The following is a 21067-nucleotide window of genomic DNA, read 5'->3' as shown; positions in this document are numbered from 1 at the left end:
TTGAAGCTTGTATCCGGCGCGGCCCACGCCTAGGTTTTTGGCGCAGGCGCGGACGGACCTGCAGCGGAGGACGAGACCATGGGCCAGATACCGGCGAGCGACACGGCGGAGCCCTCGGCGTCCCTGCCGCTCCTGCGCACCTTGACCCTACCGTCGGAGGCGAATCTCAACGGCGGCGTGTTCGGCGGCTGGATCATGGCCGAGCTCGACAAGGCGGCCGGGCTCCTCGGGATGCGGCGGGCGCAAGGCCCCTGCGCGACAGTCGCCGTCGAGAACCTGCGCTTCGTCGCGGCGCTCAAGGTGGGGGAGGAGTTTTCGATCTACGGACAGGTCGAGTCGGTCGGCCGCAGCTCGATGCGGCTCAAGCTCGACGGCTTCGCCGCGCTGCCCTCGGGCGGTCAGCCGCGGCGGGTGGTGGAGGCCCTGTTCGTGTCCGTTGCGCTCGACGAGGACGGGCGCTCGCGGCCGCTGGCGTGAGGCTTGAAAGACGGCCTCCGCCTCCCCGGGCTCAGGCGCCCCGGCGCCGAGAGGGCTCGCGCGGCTCGATCCGGCTTTGCGCCGAGCGCTTGAGGCGGGCGAGGCTATCCGTCAGCGTCGTGGTCTCGTCGTCCGAGAGGCCGGCGAACAGCTCCTCGACCCAGCCGTGATGCGCCTCCGCCATGGTGCGGAAGGCGGCGCGGCCCGCATGCGTCAGGCGGATGATCTGGACGCGGCGGTCCGTCGGCGAGGGCTGGCGGGTGATGTAGCCGCTGGCGAGCAGCTTCTCGACCACCGCCGTGACGTTGCCGGCCGAGACCATCAGCAGCTTCGAGGCCTCGCCGAGGACGAGCCCGTCCTCGGCCTTGTCGAGCTGGGCGAGCAGGTCGAAGCGCGGCAGGGTGAAGTCGAACTGCTCGCGCAGGCGCGACCGGATCTCGTTCTCGATCAGCGTCGTGCAGGTGAGGAGGCGCAGCCACGCCCGCACGGCCGTGCGCGTGTCCCGCCCTTCCGCCTCGACCGGAGCGCCCCTGTCCTCCTCGCCCAAATCCCAAACCCCGGCCCACGCGTCGCCCCGGGCGTCATCAGCCCGATTTCGCAGGCCAACGCAAATGCGGGCGGCCACGCTTCCGCTCAACGCATGTCCTCCACGGCGGGCGCCCGCAGCTCCGCGCGGGTCTTGGGCCGTCCGCGAAGCCTGAGATCCTCCAGGTCCGCCCGGTCGCGAACGGAATTGCGGAAGATCTGGTCCTTGCCCGGCGCGTATTGCGGCGGGCAGTGGATGCCGTCCGCGCCGTACCAGGCGGCGGCGCGCAGGGTGAAGCCGGGATCGGTGAGATGCGGTCGGCCGAGCGCCACGATGTCCGCCCGGCCCGCCGCCAGGATGGTGTTGATCTGGTCGGGCGTCGTGATGTTGCCCACGCACATCGTGGCGGTGCCGGCCTCGTTGCGGATGCGCTCGGCGAACGGCGTCTGGAACATCCGTCCGTAGAGCGGGCGCGAGACCGTGGCGGTCTGGCCGGTGGAGACGTCGACGAGATCGACGCCGGCCTCGCGGAAGGCGCTGGCGATCGCCACCGAATCCTCCGGGCTGAGGCCGCCTTCGGCCCAGTCCGTCGCCGAGACGCGCACCGACATCGGCTTGTGCGCGGGCCAAACCGCCCGCATCGCGGAAAAGACCTCGAGGGGAAAGCGCAGGCGGCTCTCGATGCACCCGCCATAGGCGTCCTTGCGGTGGTTGGTCAGCGGCGAGAGGAAGCTCGCCAGCAGGTAGCCGTGGGCGCAGTGCAACTCCAGCATATCGAAGCCGGCCCGCTCGGCCCGCTGCGTCGCCAGGACGAAGTCGGTGACGACCGCGTCCATGTCGGCGCGGTCCATCTCGCGCGGCACGGTGCTGTCGGGGAAGTAGGGGATCGCTGAGGCCGACATCACCTCCCAGCCGTCCGATTCGAGCGGCCGGTCGATGCCCTCCCACATCAGCTTGGTGGCGCCCTTTCGCCCGGCATGGCCGAGTTGGAGGCAGAATCGGGTCGCCGCGTTGGCGTGGACGAAATCGACGATACGGGCCCAGGCCGCTTCCTGTTCGTCGTTCCAAAGGCCCGCGCAGCCCGGGGTGATGCGGGCGTCGCGCGAGACGCAGGTCATCTCGGTGAACATCAGGCCGGGCCCGCCGATGGCGCGCGCGCCGTAATGGACGAGGTGAAAGTCGTTCGGCAGGCCATCTTCCGCCGAGTATAGGCACATCGGCGACATCGCCACGCGGTTGGGGATCACCATCTCACGCAAGCGCAGCGGCTGGAACATCGGTGCGGCCGGCTTGTCGAGAGAGACGTCGAACCCGTCCTTCCGGACGCTTTCGGCAAAGGCGCGGTCCATCTGCGCGACGAAGCCGGGCGCGCGCAGGCGCAGGTTGTCGTAGGTGATCGCCTTGGCCCGGGTCATCGCCCCGAAGGCGAACTGCACCGGCTCGAAATCGAGGTAGCGCGCCACGTGCTCGAACCAGACGAGCGAGACGTCGGCCGCGTGCTGGATCTTCTCCACCTCCTCGCGCCGCCCCTTCTCGAACCGGGCAAGCGCCGCTGGCACCTCGACCTCGGCCACCAGCGCCTCGTAGAGGGCGATGGCGTCCTCCATAGCGAGCTTGGTGCCGGAGCCGATCGAGAAATGCGCGGTGGCCTTGGCGTCGCCGAGCAGCACCCGGTTGCCGCGCACCCAGCGGGCGTTGCGGATCATCGGGAATTGCCGCCAGATCGAGCGGTTGGTGAGCACCTCGTGCTCGCCGAGGACATCGGCGAAGACGCGCTTCATGAAGGCGGCCGAGCCCGCCTCGTCGAGCTGCCCCAGCCCCGCCCGCTCGAAGGTGTCGGGATCGGTCTCGAACACCCAGGTCGAGCGCCCGCGCTCGTACTGGTAGGCATGGGCGATGAACGGGCCCCATTCCGTCTCGCGGAACAGGAAGGTGAAGGCGTCGAGCGGCCGGGTCGAGCCCATCCAGACGAAGCGGTTCGGGCGCAGATCGACGGTCGTGCCGAAATGCTCGGCATGGCGCTGCCGGTAGGCGCTGTTGATGCCGTCGGCGACGATCACGAGGTCGTGGCCGTCGAGATCCTCCGCGTCGGCCTCGGTCTGGAAGATCATCTCGACGCCGAGCGCGCGGGCGCGCTCCTGCAGGATGGTGAGCAGCGTCGCGCGGGCGCAGCCGCAGAAGCCGTTGCCGCCGATCCGGTGGACTTCGCCTTTCACATGGATGGCGATGTCGTCCCAGTAGGCGAATTCCTGGGTGATGCGGGCGTAGCTCTCGGGGTCGTAGCGCTCGAAGATGTCGAGTGTTGCATCCGAGAACACGACGCCGAAGCCGAACGTGTCGTCGGCCCGGTTGCGCTCGTAGACGGTGATCGCCGCGTCAGGAAACCGCTTCTTGACCAGGATCGACAGGTAGAGCCCTGCGGGACCCGCGCCGACGACGGCGATGCGGAGGGGATTTTGGCCTGCCCGATCGGGACGCAGACCCGAAAAACCGGCCATCGCGCTGGTGACATCTCCCATCGCACCCTCCCAGAAAGACAGTCCCGCGGATCGGCTTCCGCAATATGTTTCAGGCTTAAAGCATCTTGCGCCGCCCGGCAAGATGCTTTAAGCCTAAATCATTCCGGCGGGCGATGCGGTCCGGCCGGCCCGCACTCGAACGCGAGGGCCTCACTGTGGATGCGACCTCCGAGCCGGCCGACGCTACCGACAGCTTCGCCCGCGACCATCTCCCTCCGCGCGAATCGTGGCCCGACCTGATCTTCGCGCTGCCGGAGCTGCGCTATCCGCGCCGCCTGAACTGCGTGACGCAACTTCTCGACCGCTGGATCGCCGAGGGGCGCGGCCACGCGCTGTGCCTGATCGGCGAGCACGAATCGCTGACATACCGGCAGCTGTTCGAGCGGGTGAACCGCATCGCCAACGTGCTGGTGAACCGGCTCGGGCTGCGCCCCGGCAACCGCGTGCTCCTGCGCTCGGGCAACACGCCGATGATGGTGGCGACCTACCTCGCCGTGCTGAAGGCCGGGGGCGTCGTCGTCGCCACCATGCCGCTGCTGCGGGCGCGGGAAATCGCCTATCCGCTCAACAAGGCGCGCATCGCCCTCGCGCTCTGCGACCACACCATCGGCGAAGAGATGGAGGCCGCCCGCCTCCACGCACCGGGGCTGGAGCGCGTCGTCTACTGGGGCGGCGGCCCGGATTCGCTCGAAACCCTGATGGCCGCCGAGAGCCCGGCCTTCACCGCTGCGGACACCGCCTCGGACGACGTCTGCCTGATCGCCTTCACCTCCGGCACGACCGGGGAGCCGAAGGGGGCGATGCACTTTCACCGCGACATGCTTGCGATCTGCGACACCTATGCCCGCCACGTGGTGCGGGTCGGGTCTGAAGACCGCTTCATCGGGTCGGCGCCCTTCGCCTTCACCTTCGGGCTCGCCATCATCCTGTTCCCGATGCGGGTCGGCGGCTCGGCGGTGGTGCTGGAGCGGGCCGGCCCGGAGGATCTGGCGCTGGCGATCGGGCGCGAGCGGGCGACCGTGTGCTTCACCGCGCCGACCGCCTACCGGGCGATCCTATCGAAGCTCGCGGCCTACGACCTCTCGTCGCTGCGCCGCTGCATCTCGGCGGGCGAGTTGCTCAGCCGCGCCACCTTCGACGCCTGGAAGGCCGCCACCGGCCGGACGCTGCTCGACGGCATCGGCGGCACCGAGATGCTGCACATCTACCTCGCCTCGCCAGAGGAGGAGGTGCGCCCCGGCGCCACCGGCCGCCCGGTGCCGGGCTACGAGGCGCGCGTGGTGGACGAGGACGGCCGCGAGGTTCCCCCGGGCACGGTCGGTCGGCTGGCCGTGCGCGGCCCCACCGGCTGCCGCTACCTCGCCGATCCGCGCCAGAGCACTTACGTCGTCGATGGCTGGAACTATCCCGGCGACAGTTACGTCATGGATGAGGACGGCTACTACTGGTACCAAGCCCGCTGCGACGACATGATCGTCTCCTCCGGCTATAACATTTCCGGGCCGGAGGTGGAGGCGGCGCTGCTGCGCCATCCCGACGTGCTCGAATGCGGCGTGGTCGGCGCGCCCGACCCCGAGCGCGGCACCATCGTGAAGGCCTACGTCGTCCGTGCCCCCGGCACTGCCGTCTCCGCCAAGGTGTTGCAGGACTTCGTCAAGGCCGAGATCGCGCCCTACAAGTATCCTCGCGCCGTCGCGTTCGTCGAGAACCTGCCCAAGACCGCCTCCGGCAAGATCCAGCGCTTCGAATTGCGCCGCCACGCCGCCGATCAGGCCGTCGCGCAGGCCGAACCCGTTGCGGTGTCGCTATGAACGCGACGGCCCGCACGGCGCCGCCGATGCGAGCGGATCAGGCCGGCCTGTTCAGTGCCCCGGTGCGCGTGCGCTTCTCGCAGTGCGACCCGGCCGGCATCGTCTACTTCCCGCGCTGGTTCGACCTGCTGAACGGAGTGGTGGAGGACTGGTTCACCGAGGCGCTTCGGCTCGATTACCAGGGCTTTCACCAGACGCGCGGCATCGGCCTCGGCTATGGACACGCCGAGTCCGACTTTTTCAGCCCCGGCTTCTGGAACGACCGCGTCGATGTCTTCGTGCGGGTCGCCCGCGTCGGCGGCGCCTCGCTCGACCTCGCGCTGACCGGGTTTCGAGGCGAGGCGCCCGTGATCGCCGCCCGCCTCGTCATCGTCACCACGTCGCTCGCCGAGCGCCGCGCGCTTCCCCTTCCCGGCGACCTACGGGCTGAGGCCGAGCGCTACCGCGACGCCCAAAGCCTTCAGACAGCATCCGGAGACACACCGTGAGCATCATGACAGACATCCGGCCTCAAGGCGCCGCCATCCTACAACCCGCCGGCTGGCCGGCGCCCCGCGGCTACGCCAACGGCATGGCCGCTTCCGGCAGGCTCGTCGTCACGGGTGGCGTCGTCGGCTGGGACAGGGAGGAGCGGTTTCCCGAGGGGATCGTCGCCCAGGTTCTTCAGGCCCTGCGCAACATCCGGGCGATCCTGGCGGAGGCCGGCGCCGAGCCGCACCACCTCGTGCGGCTGACATGGTATGTCACCGACATGGACGCCTATCTCGAAGCCCGCCGCGATCTCGGCGGGGTCTACCGCGACGTGTTCGGCGCGCATTTCCCGGCCATGGCGCTCGTGCAGGTGGTGCGCCTCGTCGAGTCGCCGGCGCTCGTCGAGATCGAGGCGACCGCCGTCGTTCCGGAGTGAGGCGATGAATCCGGAGGAACGGGACAGGCTGGACCGGGAGTACGACGCGCGGGCGAGCGTGCCGAGCTTCGAGACCGAGTATGCCCGCTACGTCGCGGCGAGCGCCGAGGCCGTTGCCGGCTTGGAGCGGGTGGCCGACCTCGTCTTCGATTCCGCCTCAAGCCAAACCCTCGACCTCTACCCGGCCGGACCGGGCAGCCCGCTCTTCCTGTGGATTCATGGCGGCTACTGGCGTGCCCTGTCGAAGGACGATAACGCCTTCCCGGCGCTCGGCCTCGTGCCGAACGGCGTCTCGGTGGCGGTGATGAACTACGCGCTGGCACCCGCCGTCGATCTCGACGAGATCGTGCGCCAGACCCGCGTGGCGCTGGCTTGGCTCCATGCCGAGGCCGGCCGCTACGGGATCAAGGGCCGGCGCATCCATGTCGGCGGCTCCTCCGCGGGCGGCCATCTCGGTGGGATGCTGCTGGCCGGCGGCTGGCAAGGTGCTTTCGACGTGCCGGAGGACGCGGTGGCCTCCGGGCTGCTGCTCTCGGGCCTGATGGATCTGGAGCCGCTGATCCACACCCACATCAACGCCTGGATGCGGCTCGACCGTGAGTCCGCCCGCCGCAACAGCCCGCTCCACGCGATTCCCGAGCGGTCGCGGGCGCAGCTCCTCGCCTCTGTCGGCGGGCTGGAAAGCGACGCCTTCAAGGACCAGACCGAGCGCTACCTCCGGGCCTGGACCGGCGCCGGCCATGTCGGGAGGGGGATCGCGATGGCGGGCTACAACCATTTCGATATTGCGCTGAGCCTGCGCGAGCCCGGAGGAACGCTGGCCCGCGCCGTCGCCGCTCTCTGCTGACGTCGGGGGCCGCGAACAGGATCCAGGGCTCACGAATCGCCCGTCACGAAAACCCCGGCCCCTCGATGGGGCCGGGTTTTTCGTGTTCGGTCGGATGTGAGCGCAGTCAAATCTTGGGCAACGCGTGCGTTCTGCGCGAGCACTCTGCCCAATATATTGCAAGTGCTCACAGCCATGGCGCACTGCAACAACGGCGGATCCGGAAAATCTACTATCGAAAAGATGGAATATTTGAATGTTCGGCGCATTGCTGCGCGATCCGGATAATCGCGACGTCTTCGGGATAGCTCGGCGGGCCGGCTGACGTGACATTTCCCGCATGAGGAACGCTCCGCAGGGGCGCCCAGCGAGGAGGGTCAAGACCATGGTCACACAACGCAACGTCTGCGTCATCGGCTCCGGCATCAGCGGGCTCGCCGCCGCCAAGGCGTTCAGGGAGCGGGGCCACAGCGTCACGGTGATCGAGCGCGGCCCCGATCTCGGTGGCGTCTGGGACCCGTCGCGCTCCTATCCCGACGTGAAGACGCAGACGCCGAAGGGCATCTACGCCTTCAGCCAGATGCCGATGCCGGACGACTACCCGGAATGGCCCTCGGGCGGCCAGGTCTTCGCCTATCTGCGCGCCTATGCCGAGCGGTTCGGCCTCGTCCCGCTGATCCGGTTCGGGCAGTCGGTGAGCGCGCTGAAGAAGCGCTCCGATCGCGGCTGGGACGTGACGGTGGCCGGCGCCGACGGGGCGAGCCAGACCGAATCGTACGATTTCGTCGCCCTCTGCACCGGTCAGTTCAGCCAAAAGAACAAGCCGGTCCATCCGGGCGCCGACGATTTCCGCGCCATGGGCGGGACGGTCCTGCATTCGAGCGAGCACACCGACGCCGAAACGGTGCGCGGCAAGCGGGTGATCGTGCTCGGCTACTCGAAATCGGCCACCGACGTGGCGGTGAGCGCCGTCAAGCACGGCGCGCAAGGAGTGACGCTGGTCTACCTCGATCCGGCCTGGAAGATCCCGTACTTCTTCGGCGGGCTGATCAACTTCAAGAACATCCTCTACTGCCGCGCGGCGGAATCGATGTTCCTCCCCTTCAACGCCGGACCGGTCCGCCGCCTCGTGCAGAAGTTCGCGGCTCCGCTGATCTGGGCGAACTGGCGCACGCTGGAGACGCTGCTGAAGACCCAGTTCAAGTTGAAGAAGAACGGCCTGCTGCCGAAGACGCGCATCGAGGACGACATCCACTGCAACCTCGCCGTCGAGACGCCGGGCTTCTACAAGCTCGTCACCGAGGGCAAGATCAAGACGATCCAGGGTACCATCGCCTCCTACGAGGGTAAGAGCGCGGTCCTCACCGGAGGCCAACGCGTGCCGGCGGACCTCGTGGTGATGGCCACCGGCTGGCGTCAGGAAATCCCGATCCTCGACGCCGCCGACCGCGCCAAGCTCATCGATACGGACGGGCAGTACAAGCTCTACCGAATGATCGTGAACCCGGATCTGCCCGATCTCGGCTTCGTCGGCTTCAACTCGAGCTTTGCCACCAACCTCTCGGCCGAACTCGGCGCCAATTGGCTGGTGCGGTTCATGGACGGCAAGCTCGCGCGCCAGCCGAGCCGGGCGCAGATGGAAGCAGGCATCGCGCGCTCGCTCGAATGGCGGCGCACCGAGCGCCCCTCCGCCAAATCCTATGGGGGCTTGTGCATCGCGCCTTACCACAACCACCACTTCTCGGCCCTACTCGGCGATATCGGCGTGCGGACCCGCGAGGCCAATCCCGTCACGGCCGCGTTCGCGCCACTGCGCCCGCCGGTCTACGCAGAGCTCCTCAAGCAGGCGCCGGCCTATCGGGCGGAGCCCGTCACCCCGTCCGTCAGCCTCCGGACGGTCGGGACGCCGCGGGCCGCCTGATGCGTCCGCACCCCGTCCCGGATCAGCGACGCCGATTGCGCAGCGTCTGGGACGGGACCTCGCCGAAGCGATCCCGGTAGGCGGCAGCGGCCCGCCCGAGATGGTTGAGCCCGACCGCGAGCGCGAGGTCGCCGACCTTCGCCTCGGGATCTGAGGCGAGGAGCAGCGCCCGCCAGCGGTCCAGGCGCTGGGTCTGGATGAAGTCGGAGATCGTGCTGTCCCGGAACTGCCGGAAGCCTTCCTGAAGCGAGCGGATGCTGCTTCCCGCCTTCTCCGACAGTTGCGGCAGGGTCAACGCGGAGTCGAGATGCGCACGGATATACTCCTCGGCCCGGCGCACATGGACCGGCGCCACGGATACGCGCTGCGGCCGCAGCAGGGAGGCGCTCCCCTCCGCGTGCTCCAGCATGTGCCCGACGAGCAGAGTGACGAAGGCGGAGGCGAGTTCGCCCTCGAACACCGCCGGGCCGGCGCCCGGCTGCGTCTGGCTCTCGGCGAGGTGCTGCAAGAGCTTCGCCTGGGACAGGATCGCGGCCCCGCGCGGACGCCGCAGGTCGATCGCAGGATCGAAGCCGAAGGGCCTCGGAATCCGATCGAGGACGCGCACGATGTGCTCCTCCGCGATCTCGCGCGGCACGAGGATGATCAGCTTCTCGCAGCCGGCCGCCCACACCATCTGGGTCGGCAGCATCGGGGAGAGCAGGGTCGCCCGCTCGACATCGGCGGTCGTCGCGTGGCGCCCGCTGCGCACCAGTGCCGAGCCCGCGAGCGGGATCTGCAGCAGGAAGAACCGGTCGAGGAAGCCGGGGTCGATCTCCACCTCGGCGCCGTAGGCGACGTAGTTGATGGTGAGCCCGCCGAAGCCCACCGTGTGATGGCGCGCCTCGAACAGGGCGGCGGCGTCCGCGCCCACCGGGACCAGCCGGTGCGGGCAGAAGATCCGCCCGATCCGCTCGCGCGCCGCGTCGGGGTCCCGGGTCTCGACGAGCGCGTAGCGGGCCAGAGGACGGGAAACATCCGGCAGGTGTCGCGGGTCGCGGGTCGCGTCGTCGTCCATGGTCCTATCGCTGTCCAGGCCCATGGGCGGATGGTGCCTGTGGCCGCGAAACCGAGACAAGGGCCCTCATGCGGCACGGGCGTCTTTTCCTGCACGATCCGGATAGCAAGCTCGTGAATGGGATAGCCGGATCGAGGCCGAAACCTGACTATTTCCCGAGACAGGCGGCCGCTATCCAGAATTGACGGCTCAGAAAATCAGCAAAGCGAGTTGAAAATGAGCGACATCGAACCGCTTCCGGCCGGCATTACCAGGGCCGGCGAGGGCGTCGACGGGACCGCCTGGAACGTTCTCGGCCACACCTACTGGTTCAAGGCCAATTGCGACAGCGCCTTCTCGTTCGAGACCTACGATCCGCCGGGCACCTTCGTGCCGCCGCACATCCACCCGACCCAGGACGAGTTCATCTACGTCCTGGAGGGGACCTTCGACCTCTACCTCGACGGTCAGTGGCTCCAGGCGACAGCGGGCGACCTTGTCTGCATGCCGAAGGGCAAGCCGCACGCCTACTACAACCGCACCGACACGCCGAACCGGGCGATCTTTTGGGTCAGCCCGGCCCGGCGGCTCAAGGAGCTGTTCGATCAGCTGCACGATCTGACCGATCCGGAGGAGGTCGTGCGCCGCTCCGTGGCCTGCGAGGTCGACTTCCTGCCGCCGGGCTCGGTGCCGGGCGCCTGAGCGCCCCCACTCCATGCACATCGCGCCCGCCCGTCGGGCGGGCGCGCCGAACGACGAACCGAAACGAGGGGGCTCACATGACGAAGCGGGTGGCGGCACGGCAGGGAAGGATAGCGGCACGCGCGCGGCGGGCGGCGCTGGCCCTCGCGGCGGCCGTGGGGTTCGCGGCCCCGGCGCAGGCCTACGACCTGCCGAACCTGAACCTGGGCTTCACCAGCTTCCTCGACGGCGCGCCGCCGTCCGGGCCTGGCTGGTACCCGACCCAGTATCTGCAGGTCTATTCGGCCGAGCGCCTCACCGACAATCGCGGGGCCAGCCTCGGCCTGCCGCGCGAGAACGTCACCGCCTTCGTCAGCCTGACCCAGCTCCTCTACGTCTCGCCGATCAAGATTGGCTCGGGGGCGCTCGGCATCGACATCATCGTCCCGGCGATCATCGATTCCAGCGCCGACGACGGTCTCGGCGGTGCCGTGCTGAAGGCGCGCCAGGGCATCGGCGACCTCCTGATCGGCCCGTTCATCCAGTTCGATCCAATCATGGGCGAGAAGGGACCGCTGTTCATCGGCCGCATCGAGGCGCAGATGATCCTGCCGACCGGACGCTACGACCGGACCGCTGCGATCAATCCCGGCTCGAACTTCTTCTCGTTCAACCCCTACGTCGCCGGCACCCTGTTCCTGACGCCCGACTGGACCGTCTCGGCGCGGTTTCACTACCTCTGGAACGCTGAGAACGACCGCCCGAATGTCGGCTTCGGCCCGGCCACGCTCACGACCCGGGCTGGCCAAGCACTGCACGCCAACTTCGCCAGCGAGTTCAGCGTGACGAAGGAGCTGAAGCTCGGGGTCAACGGCTATTGGCTGCAGCAGATCAGCGACACGCTGGCGAACGGCGTCGCGGTCCCAGGCCGGCGGGAGCGCGTCTTCGCCCTCGGCCCCGGCGCACTCTACGCGATCAACAAGGACAATTTCCTCTTCTTCAACGCCTATTACGAGTTCGGCGCGCAGAACCGTCCCGAGGGTCAGCGCTACACCATGCGCTGGGTCGGCCACTTCAACTGACGACAACGGGAAGCGTCCGGTCCGCTGGTCGGGCGCTTCGTGTTGCCGGGAGGACGAGACCGTGGCTGCCTTTGCGTGGAGCCTGAGGCGCGCCTAGGATCGCGAATCCGCGGATCGACGCAGCGAGACAAGAATGAAGACGTTCTTCGTGCAGATCAAATGCGAGATTGGCAAGACCTACGATGTCTCCGACAGCCTTCTCTCCATGAATCTGGCATCGGAAATTTATTCGACTGCCGGACGCTTCGATATCATGGCAAAATTCCACGTCGACAACGATATCGATATCGGGCTCTTCGTCAACGAGTTCTTGCTGCGCCTCAAGAACGTGAAGGATTCCGAGACCATCATCGCCTTCAAGGCATTTCTCTAACGCGGTCACCCTCTGCCCGAAGACGAACAGACAGCAAAGGCGGACCCCATCGCGGTGCCTGCAAGCGCCTCGCTGTGGAGCATCAACGGGTTGTCCTCAGAGAGCCCGAGACGGCTGATGGGTCTGGTGCCGTAGCTTTGCGATGGCTCGGCGTCTGCCATCAGCGCACGCGGCCCGGCACGCCCAAGACCAACAGCAAGGTCGAGCGCTTCGTTCAGACATCCCTGCGCGAACGGGCCTATGCCCGCCCCTACGGCACCTCCGAATAGCGCAGCCAGGAACTGCCTGCCTTCCTCTTCCGCCACAATTCGCAGCGACCCCACAGGGGCATCAAAGGCCATACACCCATCAGCCGCCTCGGGCCCTCCAAGGACAACCTGTTGATGCTTCACACGTAGTCAGCCGCCAATTCTCAATATTTGTTCATTTTGACGGGCACATGGGTGGCGCACCTGCGCCCAGCGTCGGCCCGCGGGGTACCGCGTTATCCAGGATCCGAGGACCCGAAGCTGTGCATCGGGGCCAGCCCATGGAGCAGAAATTGCGTGGGCGCCGCGGTCCAGTTAAGGGACGAAATCGGTCGTAGATCGACCCGGAATTCGTGAGTTTCCAACGCCTTGGCTAGGGCCGTGCATTGGTGGCGGAGACGGAGGGAATGTCCCCGGAGCGCCGTTAGGCGAGCAACAACAATGACTTAGCGGATGCCCGCGATACCCTCTGTGTACCACCTCTGTGGACACCCGTCTAGGACGATGACCGGGGTGATCAAGAGCGGCGCGACCAGCGTTCACGACACCCAAATTGAGCCACCGACCTCCCAGTTAGGTACCTTAATCCGTTCAGAGCGAACATCACAGCGACAACGCTTTGTATGGGGGTCTGCGGCCTCATAGGTGGCTGCACAGTCTATGAAAACGCATCAGCTCGCTCACGTCCTATCGCATGTCGCCGATCGGCCACGGGGCCGACACAGCCAACAGGCTCCTGCAGTGCATCAGAGATTGAGCAGGTGGTCGATGAGGCCCTCCTGATAGCCCGGGGACCAGCTCACGCACGAGCCGCGTCTACGTGCAGGAAGGTACGCGCGACGAGCCAGGGGCTTCTGCCTCGTCGGCGATTGCCGCTCTTACAGCCGCCAGGGATAAGTGTCGCCAGTACGGCATGATGATGCCTCACTTGCCGCCTCCCGCGGGCATGAGCAGCTTGTGAAGGCGGTGAGCGCAGCGCACCGGAAGCTTGGCCTTTTCGAGAACCCCACCTATGGTTCTCTCAAGGGGGATGCGTGTCGGAGTCAACGACAATCGCGAGCGCTGATCCCGCCGTGGAATCAGCGAAATGGCCGTAAAAAAATCTGACCTCTATTCATCCCTTTGGGCATCTTGCGATGAACTGCGCGGCGGCATGGATGCCAGCCAGTATAAGGACTACGTCCTTTTCATGCTGTTCATCAAGTACGTCTCCGACAAGTACGCTAACAGCGACGATCTGGAACCGCCGATCTCGATTTCGAAAGGCGCAAGTTTCGGCGACATGATCGCCCTGAAGGGCAATCCGAACATCGGCGACCTGATCAACACACAGATCATCCAGCCGCTAGTCGACAGCAACGAAACCCTCGCCCGCACCGACTTTCCCGACTTCAACGATCCGAACAAACTCGGTGAAGGCAACGATCGGATCGAGCGGCTGACGAACCTAATCGCGATCTTCGAAAGCCCGGATCTCGATTTCTCGAAGAACCGAGCGGATCACGACGACATTCTGGGCGACGCCTATGAATATCTGATGCGTCATTTCGCAACGGAGAGCGGCAAAAGCAAGGGCCAGTTCTACACGCCGTCCGAGGTCAGCCGCATCATCGCCAAGGTGATTGGTATATCGCCAAAGAACACCGTGGCAGGCACGACCGCCTACGATCCCACATGCGGATCTGGCTCATTGCTGCTGAAGGTGGCCGCCGAAGCCGGAAAACGCATCACGCTTGAAGGGCAGGAGAAGGACGTTACCACGGCCGGTCTCGCCCGCATGAACATGATCCTGCACGACTTTCCAACGGCCAGGATCGTCGCCGGTAATACGCTCGCTAACCCGAAGTTCCTTGATGGCGAGCGCCTGCGCACCTACGACTATGTCGTCGCCAATCCACCCTTTTCGGACAAGGCGTGGTCAAACGGCATCGACACCGGCCGTGATCCACACGCCCGGTTCAGCTGGGGCGCACCGCCGCGAAAGCAGGGCGACTACGCCTATCTGCTCCACATCATCCGCTCAATGAAGAGCAACGGCAAAGCGGCCTGCATCCTGCCGCACGGCGTGCTATTCCGTGGCAATGCCGAAGCCGAAATCCGCGAGGCACTGATCAAGTCGGGCTACCTAAAGGGCATCATCGGCATGCCGCCGAACCTGTTCTTCGGCACAGGCATTCCCGCCTGCATCGTGGTGCTGGACAAGGAAAATGCCGCAGCCCGCCGCGGCATCTTCATGATCGATGCCTCGAAGGGGTTCCGCAAGGATGGCGCCAAGAATAGGTTGCGCGAACAGGACATCCATCGGATCGTCGATACCTTCACCCGCGCGGCCGATGTGCCCGGCTATGCCCGTAAGGTTCCGCATGACGAGATCGCCGACCCCAAGAACGCCTATAATCTGAACCTATCGCGCTACATCGACAGCTCAGAGGCCGAAGATATCCAGGACATCGACGCGCATTTGAACGGCGGCATTCCTGCTCGGGATATCGAAGCGCTTGCCCGTTGGTGGAAGGTGATGCCGTCGCTGCGTGGCCAGCTTTTCGCGGACCTGCGTCCTGGCTACCTCTCCCTCACGTTGCCCGTGGCCGATGTGAAGGCGGCGATTGAAGGCCACGCCGAATTCCAGGCGTTCACGAAAGCCGCCGGCCATGTGTTCGCCGCCTGGCGCACCCGCACCGATGCCGCCGCCCGCGCCTTCGGAGTGAATGGCCATCCGAAGGAGTTCATCGAAGCGGTTTCCGAGGATCTGCTCGCGGCTTTCCGCAAGGCGCCGCTCGTCGATCCCTACAATGTCTATCAGCACCTGATGGACTATTGGGCCGATACGATGCAGGACGACGCCTATCTGATCGCCGCCGTCGGCTGGGCGGCGGGCGCCGCGCCGCGCGAGATCATCAAGCGCAAGAACAAGGAGGGCAAGCTGGTTTGGCCCGAGCCGGGCGACTATCAGATCGGCAAGCGCCGGTTCACGTCCGATCTTGTTCCCTCGCGGCTGATCATCGCCCGCTACTTTCCGGCCGATCAGGCGGCGATCGACGCGCTCGATGCCCGCATGGCCGAACTCGAACGGGAGATGGCCGAGAAGCTGGAAGACGGCGCGGGAGAGGATGGGCTGCTGACCGAAGTCATCGAGGGCGAAGGCGAAAAGCAGAAGATTACAGCGAAGGCGATCAAGGCTCGGCTGAAGGAAATCGGGCGCGACGCCGATCTTGCCGACGAGCGCAAGGCGTTAATCGCTTATCAGGCGCTGATCGACGATCTCGACGAGACTAAGAAGAAGCGCAAGGCGGCGGAGGAAAAGCTCTACGCCAAGGTTCATGCCCGCTATGCCGCGTTCACCGACGACGAGGTGCAGACCCTTGTCGTCGGTGACAAATGGTTAGCGACGATCGACGCGCGGGTCGGCGGGGAAGTTGCGCGCGTGGCGCATGCCCTAACGACGCGAGTTCGAGCGCTGGCCGAGCGCTACGAGAAACCGCTGCCGACGTTGGAGGAAGATGTCGAAGCGCTTGCTGCGCGTGTCGCTGGCCACCTTGAGGCGATGGGGGCCACATGGAACTGAGGCCGGGGTACAAAGAAACCGAAATCGGCGTAATCCCGGAGGATTGGGATGTCCAAGGTTTGTTGAGCACGGTGAGGATCGCTACTGGACAGGTGGATCCAAAGGTTGCACCTTTTGACGAGATGCCACTGATCGCCCCAGACCATATCGAGTCGGGCACTGGCAGGCTATTAGAAACAAGAACGGCGCGGCAACAAAATGCTATAAGTGGAAAATACTTGTTTTCGGCAGGAGATATTGTCTACAGTAAGATTCGACCTTATCTGCGAAAAGCTATTTTGGCGGAATTTGGCGGACTTTGCAGTGCTGACATGTATCCATTGCGCCCGGAATTGGGGGTTTCTGGTCGTTATATTTTGGACAACCTGCTAGCGCACCGTTTCACAAAGTATGCTGAGTCGGTGTCAGTGCGAAGCGGCATGCCTAAGATCAACCGGGTCGAGCTTGCTGATTTTCGTATTCCCCTACCCAAGCCACCCGAACAGAAAGCCATCGCAGAGGCGCTGTCGGATGTCGACGCATCAATCGCGGCGCTGTCACAGCTGATCGCCAAGAAGCGCGACCTGCGGCAGGGCGTGATGCAGCGCCTGCTCACCGGCCAGGCCCGCCTGCCAGGTTTCACCGCCCCGTGGCAGGAGAAGCGGCTGGGTGATCATGTGACCTTCCTCAAAAATGGCATCCAATCGCGCGCCCAGCTCACTCTCGATGATCCAGTCCGATATCTCCACTACGGCGATATCCATGTCTCGGCAGACATTTCCCTCAATCTGCGCGAGAACGCGATGCCGCGCCTTCCGTTGAGGGCTGCCGCTGGACTCACTCGTCTGCAAGACGGTGACATCATTTTTGTTGATGCGTCCGAGGACCTGAATGGCGTTGGCAAGTCTCTCGAAGTTACGGGCGCGCAGGGTATCGAAGCGGTCTCTGGCCAGCACACAATTGCCGCGCGTTTCGACAAGACCGTTCTGGTGGACGGCTATAAATGCTATTTGCAGTTTATGCCGTCATTCACCGCTCATCTGCGTCGTCTGGCTGCTGGGACAAAGGTTTATGCGACGAACCGCAAGCACATAGCTAGCGCCGAGCTTCGGCTTCCTGAAACCGACGAGCAGGTCGCAATTGCGCGGGTGTTGTCGGACATGGGCGCTGAAATCTCTGTTCTGGACGCCCGCCTCGATAAGACCCGTGCGCTCAAGCAGGCCATGATGCAGGCGCTTCTCACCGGGAGCGTGCGCCTTCCAGTTACGCGCGATCCGGCGCCCCAGACGAAGGAGGCCGCTTATGTCTGAACGCCCTCGCAGCGAGCGCGTCACGCAGAACAGGCTGGCAGCCTTCATCACCAAGGCGGAAGCAGCGGGCGGTCTGAGCTATCGGCCGCTTGGCGATTGGTCGGCCCGGGCGAATAATCGCTGCGTCGAGCCGGACCTTTTGCGCACCAACCTCACCGCGCGCGGCTACTCCAAGGCCGAGATTGATGCCGCGCTCACCCGCCTGATGCAGGCGATCGAGGTCACCGCCACGACGCTCTATCAGGCCAACTTGAAGACCTACACGCTGTTGCGTTATGGCGTGGACGTTCAAACCTCGATTAGCGCGCCCTTCAAGAAGGTGCACCTGATCGACTGGGAGAACGCAGAGGCGAACGACTTCGCCCTTGCGGAAGAGGTAACGCTGAAGGGCGGGCATGAGCGGCGCCCCGATCTCGTCATCTATCTCAACGGCCTCGCCATCGCGGTGATCGAACTGAAGCGCGCGGCGGTCGAGATCGGCGATGGCGTCCGCCAGTTGATTTCCAATCAGGACGAGATTTTCAACGCGCCGTTCTTCGCCACTGCGCAGCTTCTCCTCGCCGGCAGCGATGCCCAGGGGCTGCGATACGGCACCATCGGAACGCCCGAAACCCTTTTCGTCGAGTGGCGCGACGAAAATCCGCCCGACGGCGAACTTCCGGCCGGCGCGCTTCTTGACCGGCCGGTGGACCAGCTTCTGCGCAAGGAGCGGCTGCTCGACCTGATCCGCAACTTCGTGATCTTCGACGCCGGCATCAAGAAGGTGCCGCGGCATCACCAGTTCACCGGCGTGAAGCTGACGCAGGAGCGCTTGGCCCGGCGCGAGGGCGGCGTGATCTGGCACACGCAGGGTTCCGGCAAGAGCATCCTGATGGTGTTGCTCGCCAAGTGGATTTTGGAACGCGAGCCCGACGCGCGCGTGCTGATCGTCACCGACCGCGACGAGCTCGACAAGCAGATCGAAGGTGTGATGCGCAACGCGGGCGTGATCGGCTCGGAAGCGCCGTCGCCCCGCGTCACCCGCCGCGACGAGTTTGTCAGTTGGCTCGGCGCGCCATCACCCCGGCTGATCTGCGCTCTGATCCACAAATTTGACCCGGGACCTCCGGGCAATGTTGTTGGACGCTTCTATGTTTTGGTTGACGAGTGCCACCGCACCCAGGGCGGTGACATGAACAAGCGGATGAAGGATTGGCTGAAAGACGCGATCTTCATTGGCTTCACCGGAACACCGCTGCTCAAAAAGGACAAGCAGACGACCCGCGATGTTTTCGGCACGTACATCCATACCTACAAATTTCAGGAGGCTGTTCGGGACAAGGTCGTGCTCGATTTGAAGTATGAGGCCCGCGACGTCCCTCAGCGTATGACGAGCCCGGCGGCCATCGACGCATGGTTCGAAAAGAAGACGAAGGGACTGAACAATTTCCAGAAGGCGGTGCTTCGCAAACGCTGGGCCACCATGGAGGAATTGCTCAGCGCGACCGAACGCAAGCGCCGGATCGTAGCCGAGATCGTTCACGACTTCGATCTGAAGCCGCGTCTCAGCGACGACCGCGGCACCGCCATTCTCGTCGCGTCCTCAATCCGCGACGCCTGCGAGTATTTCCGCGAGTTTCAGAACACGCGGCTCGGCCCGCATGTCGGGATCGTTACCTCTTTCGAGCCGAACCACAACGCGATCTCGCGGGAACCGGCGAACAGTGACGAGCGATACAAATACGACACCTATACCAAGTCGGTCTTAAAGGGTGGGCAGAGCACAACCGCCTACGAAACAGAGATCAAGCGGCGCTTCATTGACGAGCCGGCGAACACGAAGCTCCTGATCGTCGTTTCGAAATTGCTTACAGGCTTTGATGCGCCCAGCTGTACCTACATCTATATCGACGACAAGCTGCGTGATCACACGCTCTTCCAGGCGATTTGCCGGACCAACCGGATCGACGGCGACGACAAGAGCTATGGCCACATCGTCGATTTCAAGGAGTTGTTCGGCAACGTCCAGCACGCCATTGCGGTCTACAGCTCGGACGAGCTCGACATCGACCAAGGGAGCGGCGGCGACAACAACGTCGAGATCAAAGGGTGGTTGGAAGAAGGCAAGGCCCGGCTCGATGCCGCGCGCGAGGCGTTGGTTTATCTGTGTGATCCGGTGCCGCCGCCGAGGGAAGTCGAACAGTATCTCCGCTATTTCTGCGGAGACGCCGCCAACCCGAATGCGCTCAATGAAACGGACGCGCTGCGGATATCCTTCTACAAGGCGGTGGCGTCGTTCGTCCGGGCCTATGCGGCTGTCGCCCAGAACCTGACCGAAGCCGGATATGATGCCTCCGCCCAGGCCGCGATCCTGCGCGAGGTGGAGTTTTACACCGACCTCCGCGCGGCGATCAAAAGGCATTCCGGCGAAGAGCTCGACATCAAGCCTTACGAGGCCGACATGCGGCATCTTCTGAATACCTACACCCAGGCCGACCCGGCGCAGACTCTCGGGAGCCTCTCAAATATTTCACTTACTCACGCGATCATAGAGACGGGCATCCATGATGCCATCGCCAAACAGCTGAACGAGAAGGGCAAGCTCACAAAGAATGCCGTGGCCGAGGGCATCATCAACAACATTCGTAAGACGATTATCCGCGATCAGCTGACCGACCCGCGCTTCTTTGATGAAATGTCTCGGCTCTTGGAGAACCTTATCCTGCAAAGCCGCGAGAACGCGGAGGCCTACGAAGAATTCCTCCGGAATGCCGAGGATCTGATCAAGCGCTTGGCGGCACGCACGCCGGGCGATGATCTTCCGGCTGCGCTTCATGGCAATGGCGAGGCCGGCGTCATTTTCAACAACCTGGCGACGATACCCGGAAGCGGGTTCGTCTGCCCGCCGGACGATGCCGACAAAGCCAATTTGGCGCTGGAAATCGATCGAACAGTGCGCGAGCACGCTCCCGCTGGCTGGAAAGGCGATGCGGTTCGAGAGCGCGAGGTCAAGAATGTGTTGTTTCCGCTTTTCGATCGAGATCGTGAAGCGACATTGGCGATGTTCGAGATCATCAAGAACCAACCGGGGTATTGATGGCCGAGCTGATCCAACTTGGTGACATCGCGATCAGTGTGACGCGGAAGGGCGTCAAGAACGTCCATTTGTCCGTCCATCCGCCGGATGGGCGCGTCACACTTGTTGCGCCGACATCCACCAGACTGGATGTTGCCAGGGCTTATGCGATCACGCGCATCGGCTGGATCAGGCAACAGCGCGAGCGTTTCGCGAAGCAAGCGCGCGAGGCACCTCGCCAATACCGTGGGCGCGAAACCCATTATCTTTGGGGACGCCGGCACCTTTTGGAGGTTATAGAGCGGAATGAGAAGCCGTTGATCACGATTGATCACCGAACGATCCACCTTCAGGTCCGGCCGGGAACGCAGCAAGACCAGCGCGCGCGCATCATACACGAATGGCATCTGCAGCTTCTGCATGAAGCAATCCCAGGCCTTATACGCAAATGGGAGCCTCGTATTGGAGTGGATGTTAACGGCTATTTTTTGCAACGAATGAAGACAAAGTGGGGGAGTTGCAACCCCTACCGCGCTTCGATTAGGATCAACACTGAATTGGTCAAGAAACCACGTGATATGCTCGAATATATAATAGTGCATGAAATGGTGCACATTCTACACCCTAAGCACACGCCGGCTTTTTTTGAACAACTCAATCGTTTGTATCCAAACTGGCGGGTTGTCCGCTCTGAACTAAATGATTTGCCGCTCTCGGCGGAAAGCTGGCCAACCATATCTTAAGCTCAGAA

16 protein-coding genes and 1 pseudogene are annotated in these 21067 nt (G+C 64.6%); 14 read left to right on the top strand and 3 right to left on the bottom strand.

The features are described from left to right. The first annotated feature begins 78 nt into the window (after nucleotides 1-78). Nucleotides 79-477 carry an acyl-CoA thioesterase gene (locus tag E1J50_RS00465; RefSeq protein ID WP_245516371.1) on the top strand — a complete coding sequence of 133 codons (399 nt, stop codon included), beginning with the start codon at nucleotides 79-81 and terminating at the stop codon, nucleotides 475-477. 31 nt (nucleotides 478-508) lie between these two features. Here the strand turns inward: E1J50_RS00465 and E1J50_RS00460 are convergent, their stop codons facing one another. Beyond that, on the bottom strand, nucleotides 509-1024 hold the full coding sequence (locus E1J50_RS00460; RefSeq protein ID WP_245516370.1) for a MarR family winged helix-turn-helix transcriptional regulator: 516 nt from the start codon (nucleotides 1022-1024) through the stop codon (nucleotides 509-511). A gap of 86 nt (nucleotides 1025-1110) precedes the next feature. Then, a complete protein-coding gene (locus E1J50_RS00455) occupies nucleotides 1111-3501 on the bottom strand; it encodes a bifunctional salicylyl-CoA 5-hydroxylase/oxidoreductase (RefSeq protein WP_132249319.1) in 2391 nt (796 codons plus the stop codon). 134 nt (nucleotides 3502-3635) lie between these two features. Between E1J50_RS00455 and E1J50_RS00450 the strand changes: the two genes are divergently transcribed. From E1J50_RS00450 to E1J50_RS00430, 5 genes are all read left to right on the top strand, one after another. After that, nucleotides 3636-5333 (top strand): benzoate-CoA ligase family protein, encoded by a 1698-nt coding sequence (locus tag E1J50_RS00450; RefSeq protein ID WP_132249253.1) that lies wholly within the window; start codon nucleotides 3636-3638, stop codon nucleotides 5331-5333. Next, nucleotides 5330-5821, top strand: a complete 492-nt coding sequence (locus E1J50_RS00445; protein ID WP_132249251.1) for an acyl-CoA thioesterase — start codon at nucleotides 5330-5332, stop codon at nucleotides 5819-5821. The genes E1J50_RS00450 and E1J50_RS00445 overlap by 4 nt, the downstream gene beginning before the upstream one ends. 5 nt (nucleotides 5822-5826) lie before the next feature. Continuing rightward, complete coding sequence (locus E1J50_RS00440) at nucleotides 5827-6240, top strand: RidA family protein (protein ID WP_132249317.1); 414 nt, start codon at nucleotides 5827-5829, stop codon at nucleotides 6238-6240. 4 nt (nucleotides 6241-6244) lie between these two features. Next, complete coding sequence (locus tag E1J50_RS00435) at nucleotides 6245-7087, top strand: alpha/beta hydrolase (protein WP_132249249.1); 843 nt, start codon at nucleotides 6245-6247, stop codon at nucleotides 7085-7087. 364 nt (nucleotides 7088-7451) lie between these two features. Next, nucleotides 7452-8987 (top strand): flavin-containing monooxygenase, encoded by a 1536-nt coding sequence (locus tag E1J50_RS00430; protein ID WP_132249247.1) that lies wholly within the window; start codon nucleotides 7452-7454, stop codon nucleotides 8985-8987. Between the two features lie 22 nt (nucleotides 8988-9009). On the opposite strand, the gene E1J50_RS00425 is transcribed toward E1J50_RS00430, so the two are convergent. After that, nucleotides 9010-10044: an AraC family transcriptional regulator gene (locus E1J50_RS00425; protein ID WP_165937741.1), complete on the bottom strand. Its 1035-nt coding sequence runs from the start codon at nucleotides 10042-10044 to the stop codon at nucleotides 9010-9012. 216 nt (nucleotides 10045-10260) lie between these two features. Here E1J50_RS00425 and E1J50_RS00420 point away from each other — a divergent pair, with 216 nt between their 5' ends. From E1J50_RS00420 to E1J50_RS00390, 8 genes and pseudogenes are all read left to right on the top strand, one after another. Further along, the gene (locus E1J50_RS00420) at nucleotides 10261-10725 is read left to right on the top strand and encodes a cupin domain-containing protein (RefSeq protein WP_132249243.1); all 465 of its coding nucleotides are present in this window, start codon (nucleotides 10261-10263) and stop codon (nucleotides 10723-10725) included. Between the two features lie 77 nt (nucleotides 10726-10802). Further along, on the top strand, nucleotides 10803-11786 hold the full coding sequence (locus tag E1J50_RS00415; RefSeq protein WP_132249241.1) for a SphA family protein: 984 nt from the start codon (nucleotides 10803-10805) through the stop codon (nucleotides 11784-11786). Nucleotides 11787-11919: 133 nt separating this feature from the next. Then, nucleotides 11920-12159: an Lrp/AsnC ligand binding domain-containing protein gene (locus E1J50_RS00410; RefSeq protein WP_132249239.1), complete on the top strand. Its 240-nt coding sequence runs from the start codon at nucleotides 11920-11922 to the stop codon at nucleotides 12157-12159. 128 nt (nucleotides 12160-12287) lie between these two features. After that, nucleotides 12288-12557, top strand: a pseudogene (locus E1J50_RS27915) (integrase core domain-containing protein); the annotation flags it as partial. Between the two features lie 937 nt (nucleotides 12558-13494). After that, nucleotides 13495-15972: a type I restriction-modification system subunit M gene (locus E1J50_RS00405; protein ID WP_132249237.1), complete on the top strand. Its 2478-nt coding sequence runs from the start codon at nucleotides 13495-13497 to the stop codon at nucleotides 15970-15972. After that, a complete protein-coding gene (locus E1J50_RS00400; RefSeq protein WP_132249235.1) occupies nucleotides 15963-17261 on the top strand; it encodes a restriction endonuclease subunit S in 1299 nt (432 codons plus the stop codon). The genes E1J50_RS00405 and E1J50_RS00400 overlap by 10 nt, the downstream gene beginning before the upstream one ends. Further along, entirely contained in the window at nucleotides 17254-20337 is a 3084-nt protein-coding gene (locus tag E1J50_RS00395) for a type I restriction endonuclease subunit R (RefSeq protein ID WP_132249233.1), read from the top strand. The genes E1J50_RS00400 and E1J50_RS00395 overlap by 8 nt, the downstream gene beginning before the upstream one ends. Further along, entirely contained in the window at nucleotides 20337-21059 is a 723-nt protein-coding gene (locus E1J50_RS00390) for a M48 family metallopeptidase (RefSeq protein ID WP_132249231.1), read from the top strand. The genes E1J50_RS00395 and E1J50_RS00390 overlap by 1 nt, the downstream gene beginning before the upstream one ends. The last annotated feature ends 8 nt before the right edge of the window (nucleotides 21060-21067 follow it).

The sequence above is a fragment of the Methylobacterium segetis genome (assembly GCF_004348265.1).
Lineage (GTDB): Bacteria > Pseudomonadota > Alphaproteobacteria > Rhizobiales > Beijerinckiaceae > Methylobacterium > Methylobacterium segetis.
The sequence above is the reverse complement of the archived record's forward strand: the minus strand, read 5'-3'. Positions and strand labels throughout refer to the sequence as shown.

What these genes read in the sequence shown, in the direction of transcription:
- E1J50_RS00465 (WP_245516371.1), top strand. Translation starts at nt 79, where the DNA reads ATGGGCCAGATACCGGCGAGCGACACGGCGGAGCCCTCGGCGTCCCTG.
- E1J50_RS00455 (WP_132249319.1), bottom strand. Translation starts at nt 3,501, where the DNA reads ATGGCCGGTTTTTCGGGTCTGCGTCCCGATCGGGCAGGCCAAAATCCC.
- E1J50_RS00450 (WP_132249253.1), top strand. Translation starts at nt 3,636, where the DNA reads ATGCGGTCCGGCCGGCCCGCACTCGAACGCGAGGGCCTCACTGTGGAT.
- E1J50_RS00445 (WP_132249251.1), top strand. Translation starts at nt 5,330, where the DNA reads ATGAACGCGACGGCCCGCACGGCGCCGCCGATGCGAGCGGATCAGGCC.
- E1J50_RS00440 (WP_132249317.1), top strand. Translation starts at nt 5,827, where the DNA reads ATGACAGACATCCGGCCTCAAGGCGCCGCCATCCTACAACCCGCCGGC.
- E1J50_RS00435 (WP_132249249.1), top strand. Translation starts at nt 6,245, where the DNA reads ATGAATCCGGAGGAACGGGACAGGCTGGACCGGGAGTACGACGCGCGG.
- E1J50_RS00430 (WP_132249247.1), top strand. Translation starts at nt 7,452, where the DNA reads ATGGTCACACAACGCAACGTCTGCGTCATCGGCTCCGGCATCAGCGGG.
- E1J50_RS00425 (WP_165937741.1), bottom strand. Translation starts at nt 10,044, where the DNA reads ATGGACGACGACGCGACCCGCGACCCGCGACACCTGCCGGATGTTTCC.
- E1J50_RS00420 (WP_132249243.1), top strand. Translation starts at nt 10,261, where the DNA reads ATGAGCGACATCGAACCGCTTCCGGCCGGCATTACCAGGGCCGGCGAG.
- E1J50_RS00415 (WP_132249241.1), top strand. Translation starts at nt 10,803, where the DNA reads ATGACGAAGCGGGTGGCGGCACGGCAGGGAAGGATAGCGGCACGCGCG.
- E1J50_RS00410 (WP_132249239.1), top strand. Translation starts at nt 11,920, where the DNA reads ATGAAGACGTTCTTCGTGCAGATCAAATGCGAGATTGGCAAGACCTAC.
- E1J50_RS00405 (WP_132249237.1), top strand. Translation starts at nt 13,495, where the DNA reads ATGGCCGTAAAAAAATCTGACCTCTATTCATCCCTTTGGGCATCTTGC.
- E1J50_RS00400 (WP_132249235.1), top strand. Translation starts at nt 15,963, where the DNA reads ATGGAACTGAGGCCGGGGTACAAAGAAACCGAAATCGGCGTAATCCCG.
- E1J50_RS00395 (WP_132249233.1), top strand. Translation starts at nt 17,254, where the DNA reads ATGTCTGAACGCCCTCGCAGCGAGCGCGTCACGCAGAACAGGCTGGCA.
- E1J50_RS00390 (WP_132249231.1), top strand. Translation starts at nt 20,337, where the DNA reads ATGGCCGAGCTGATCCAACTTGGTGACATCGCGATCAGTGTGACGCGG.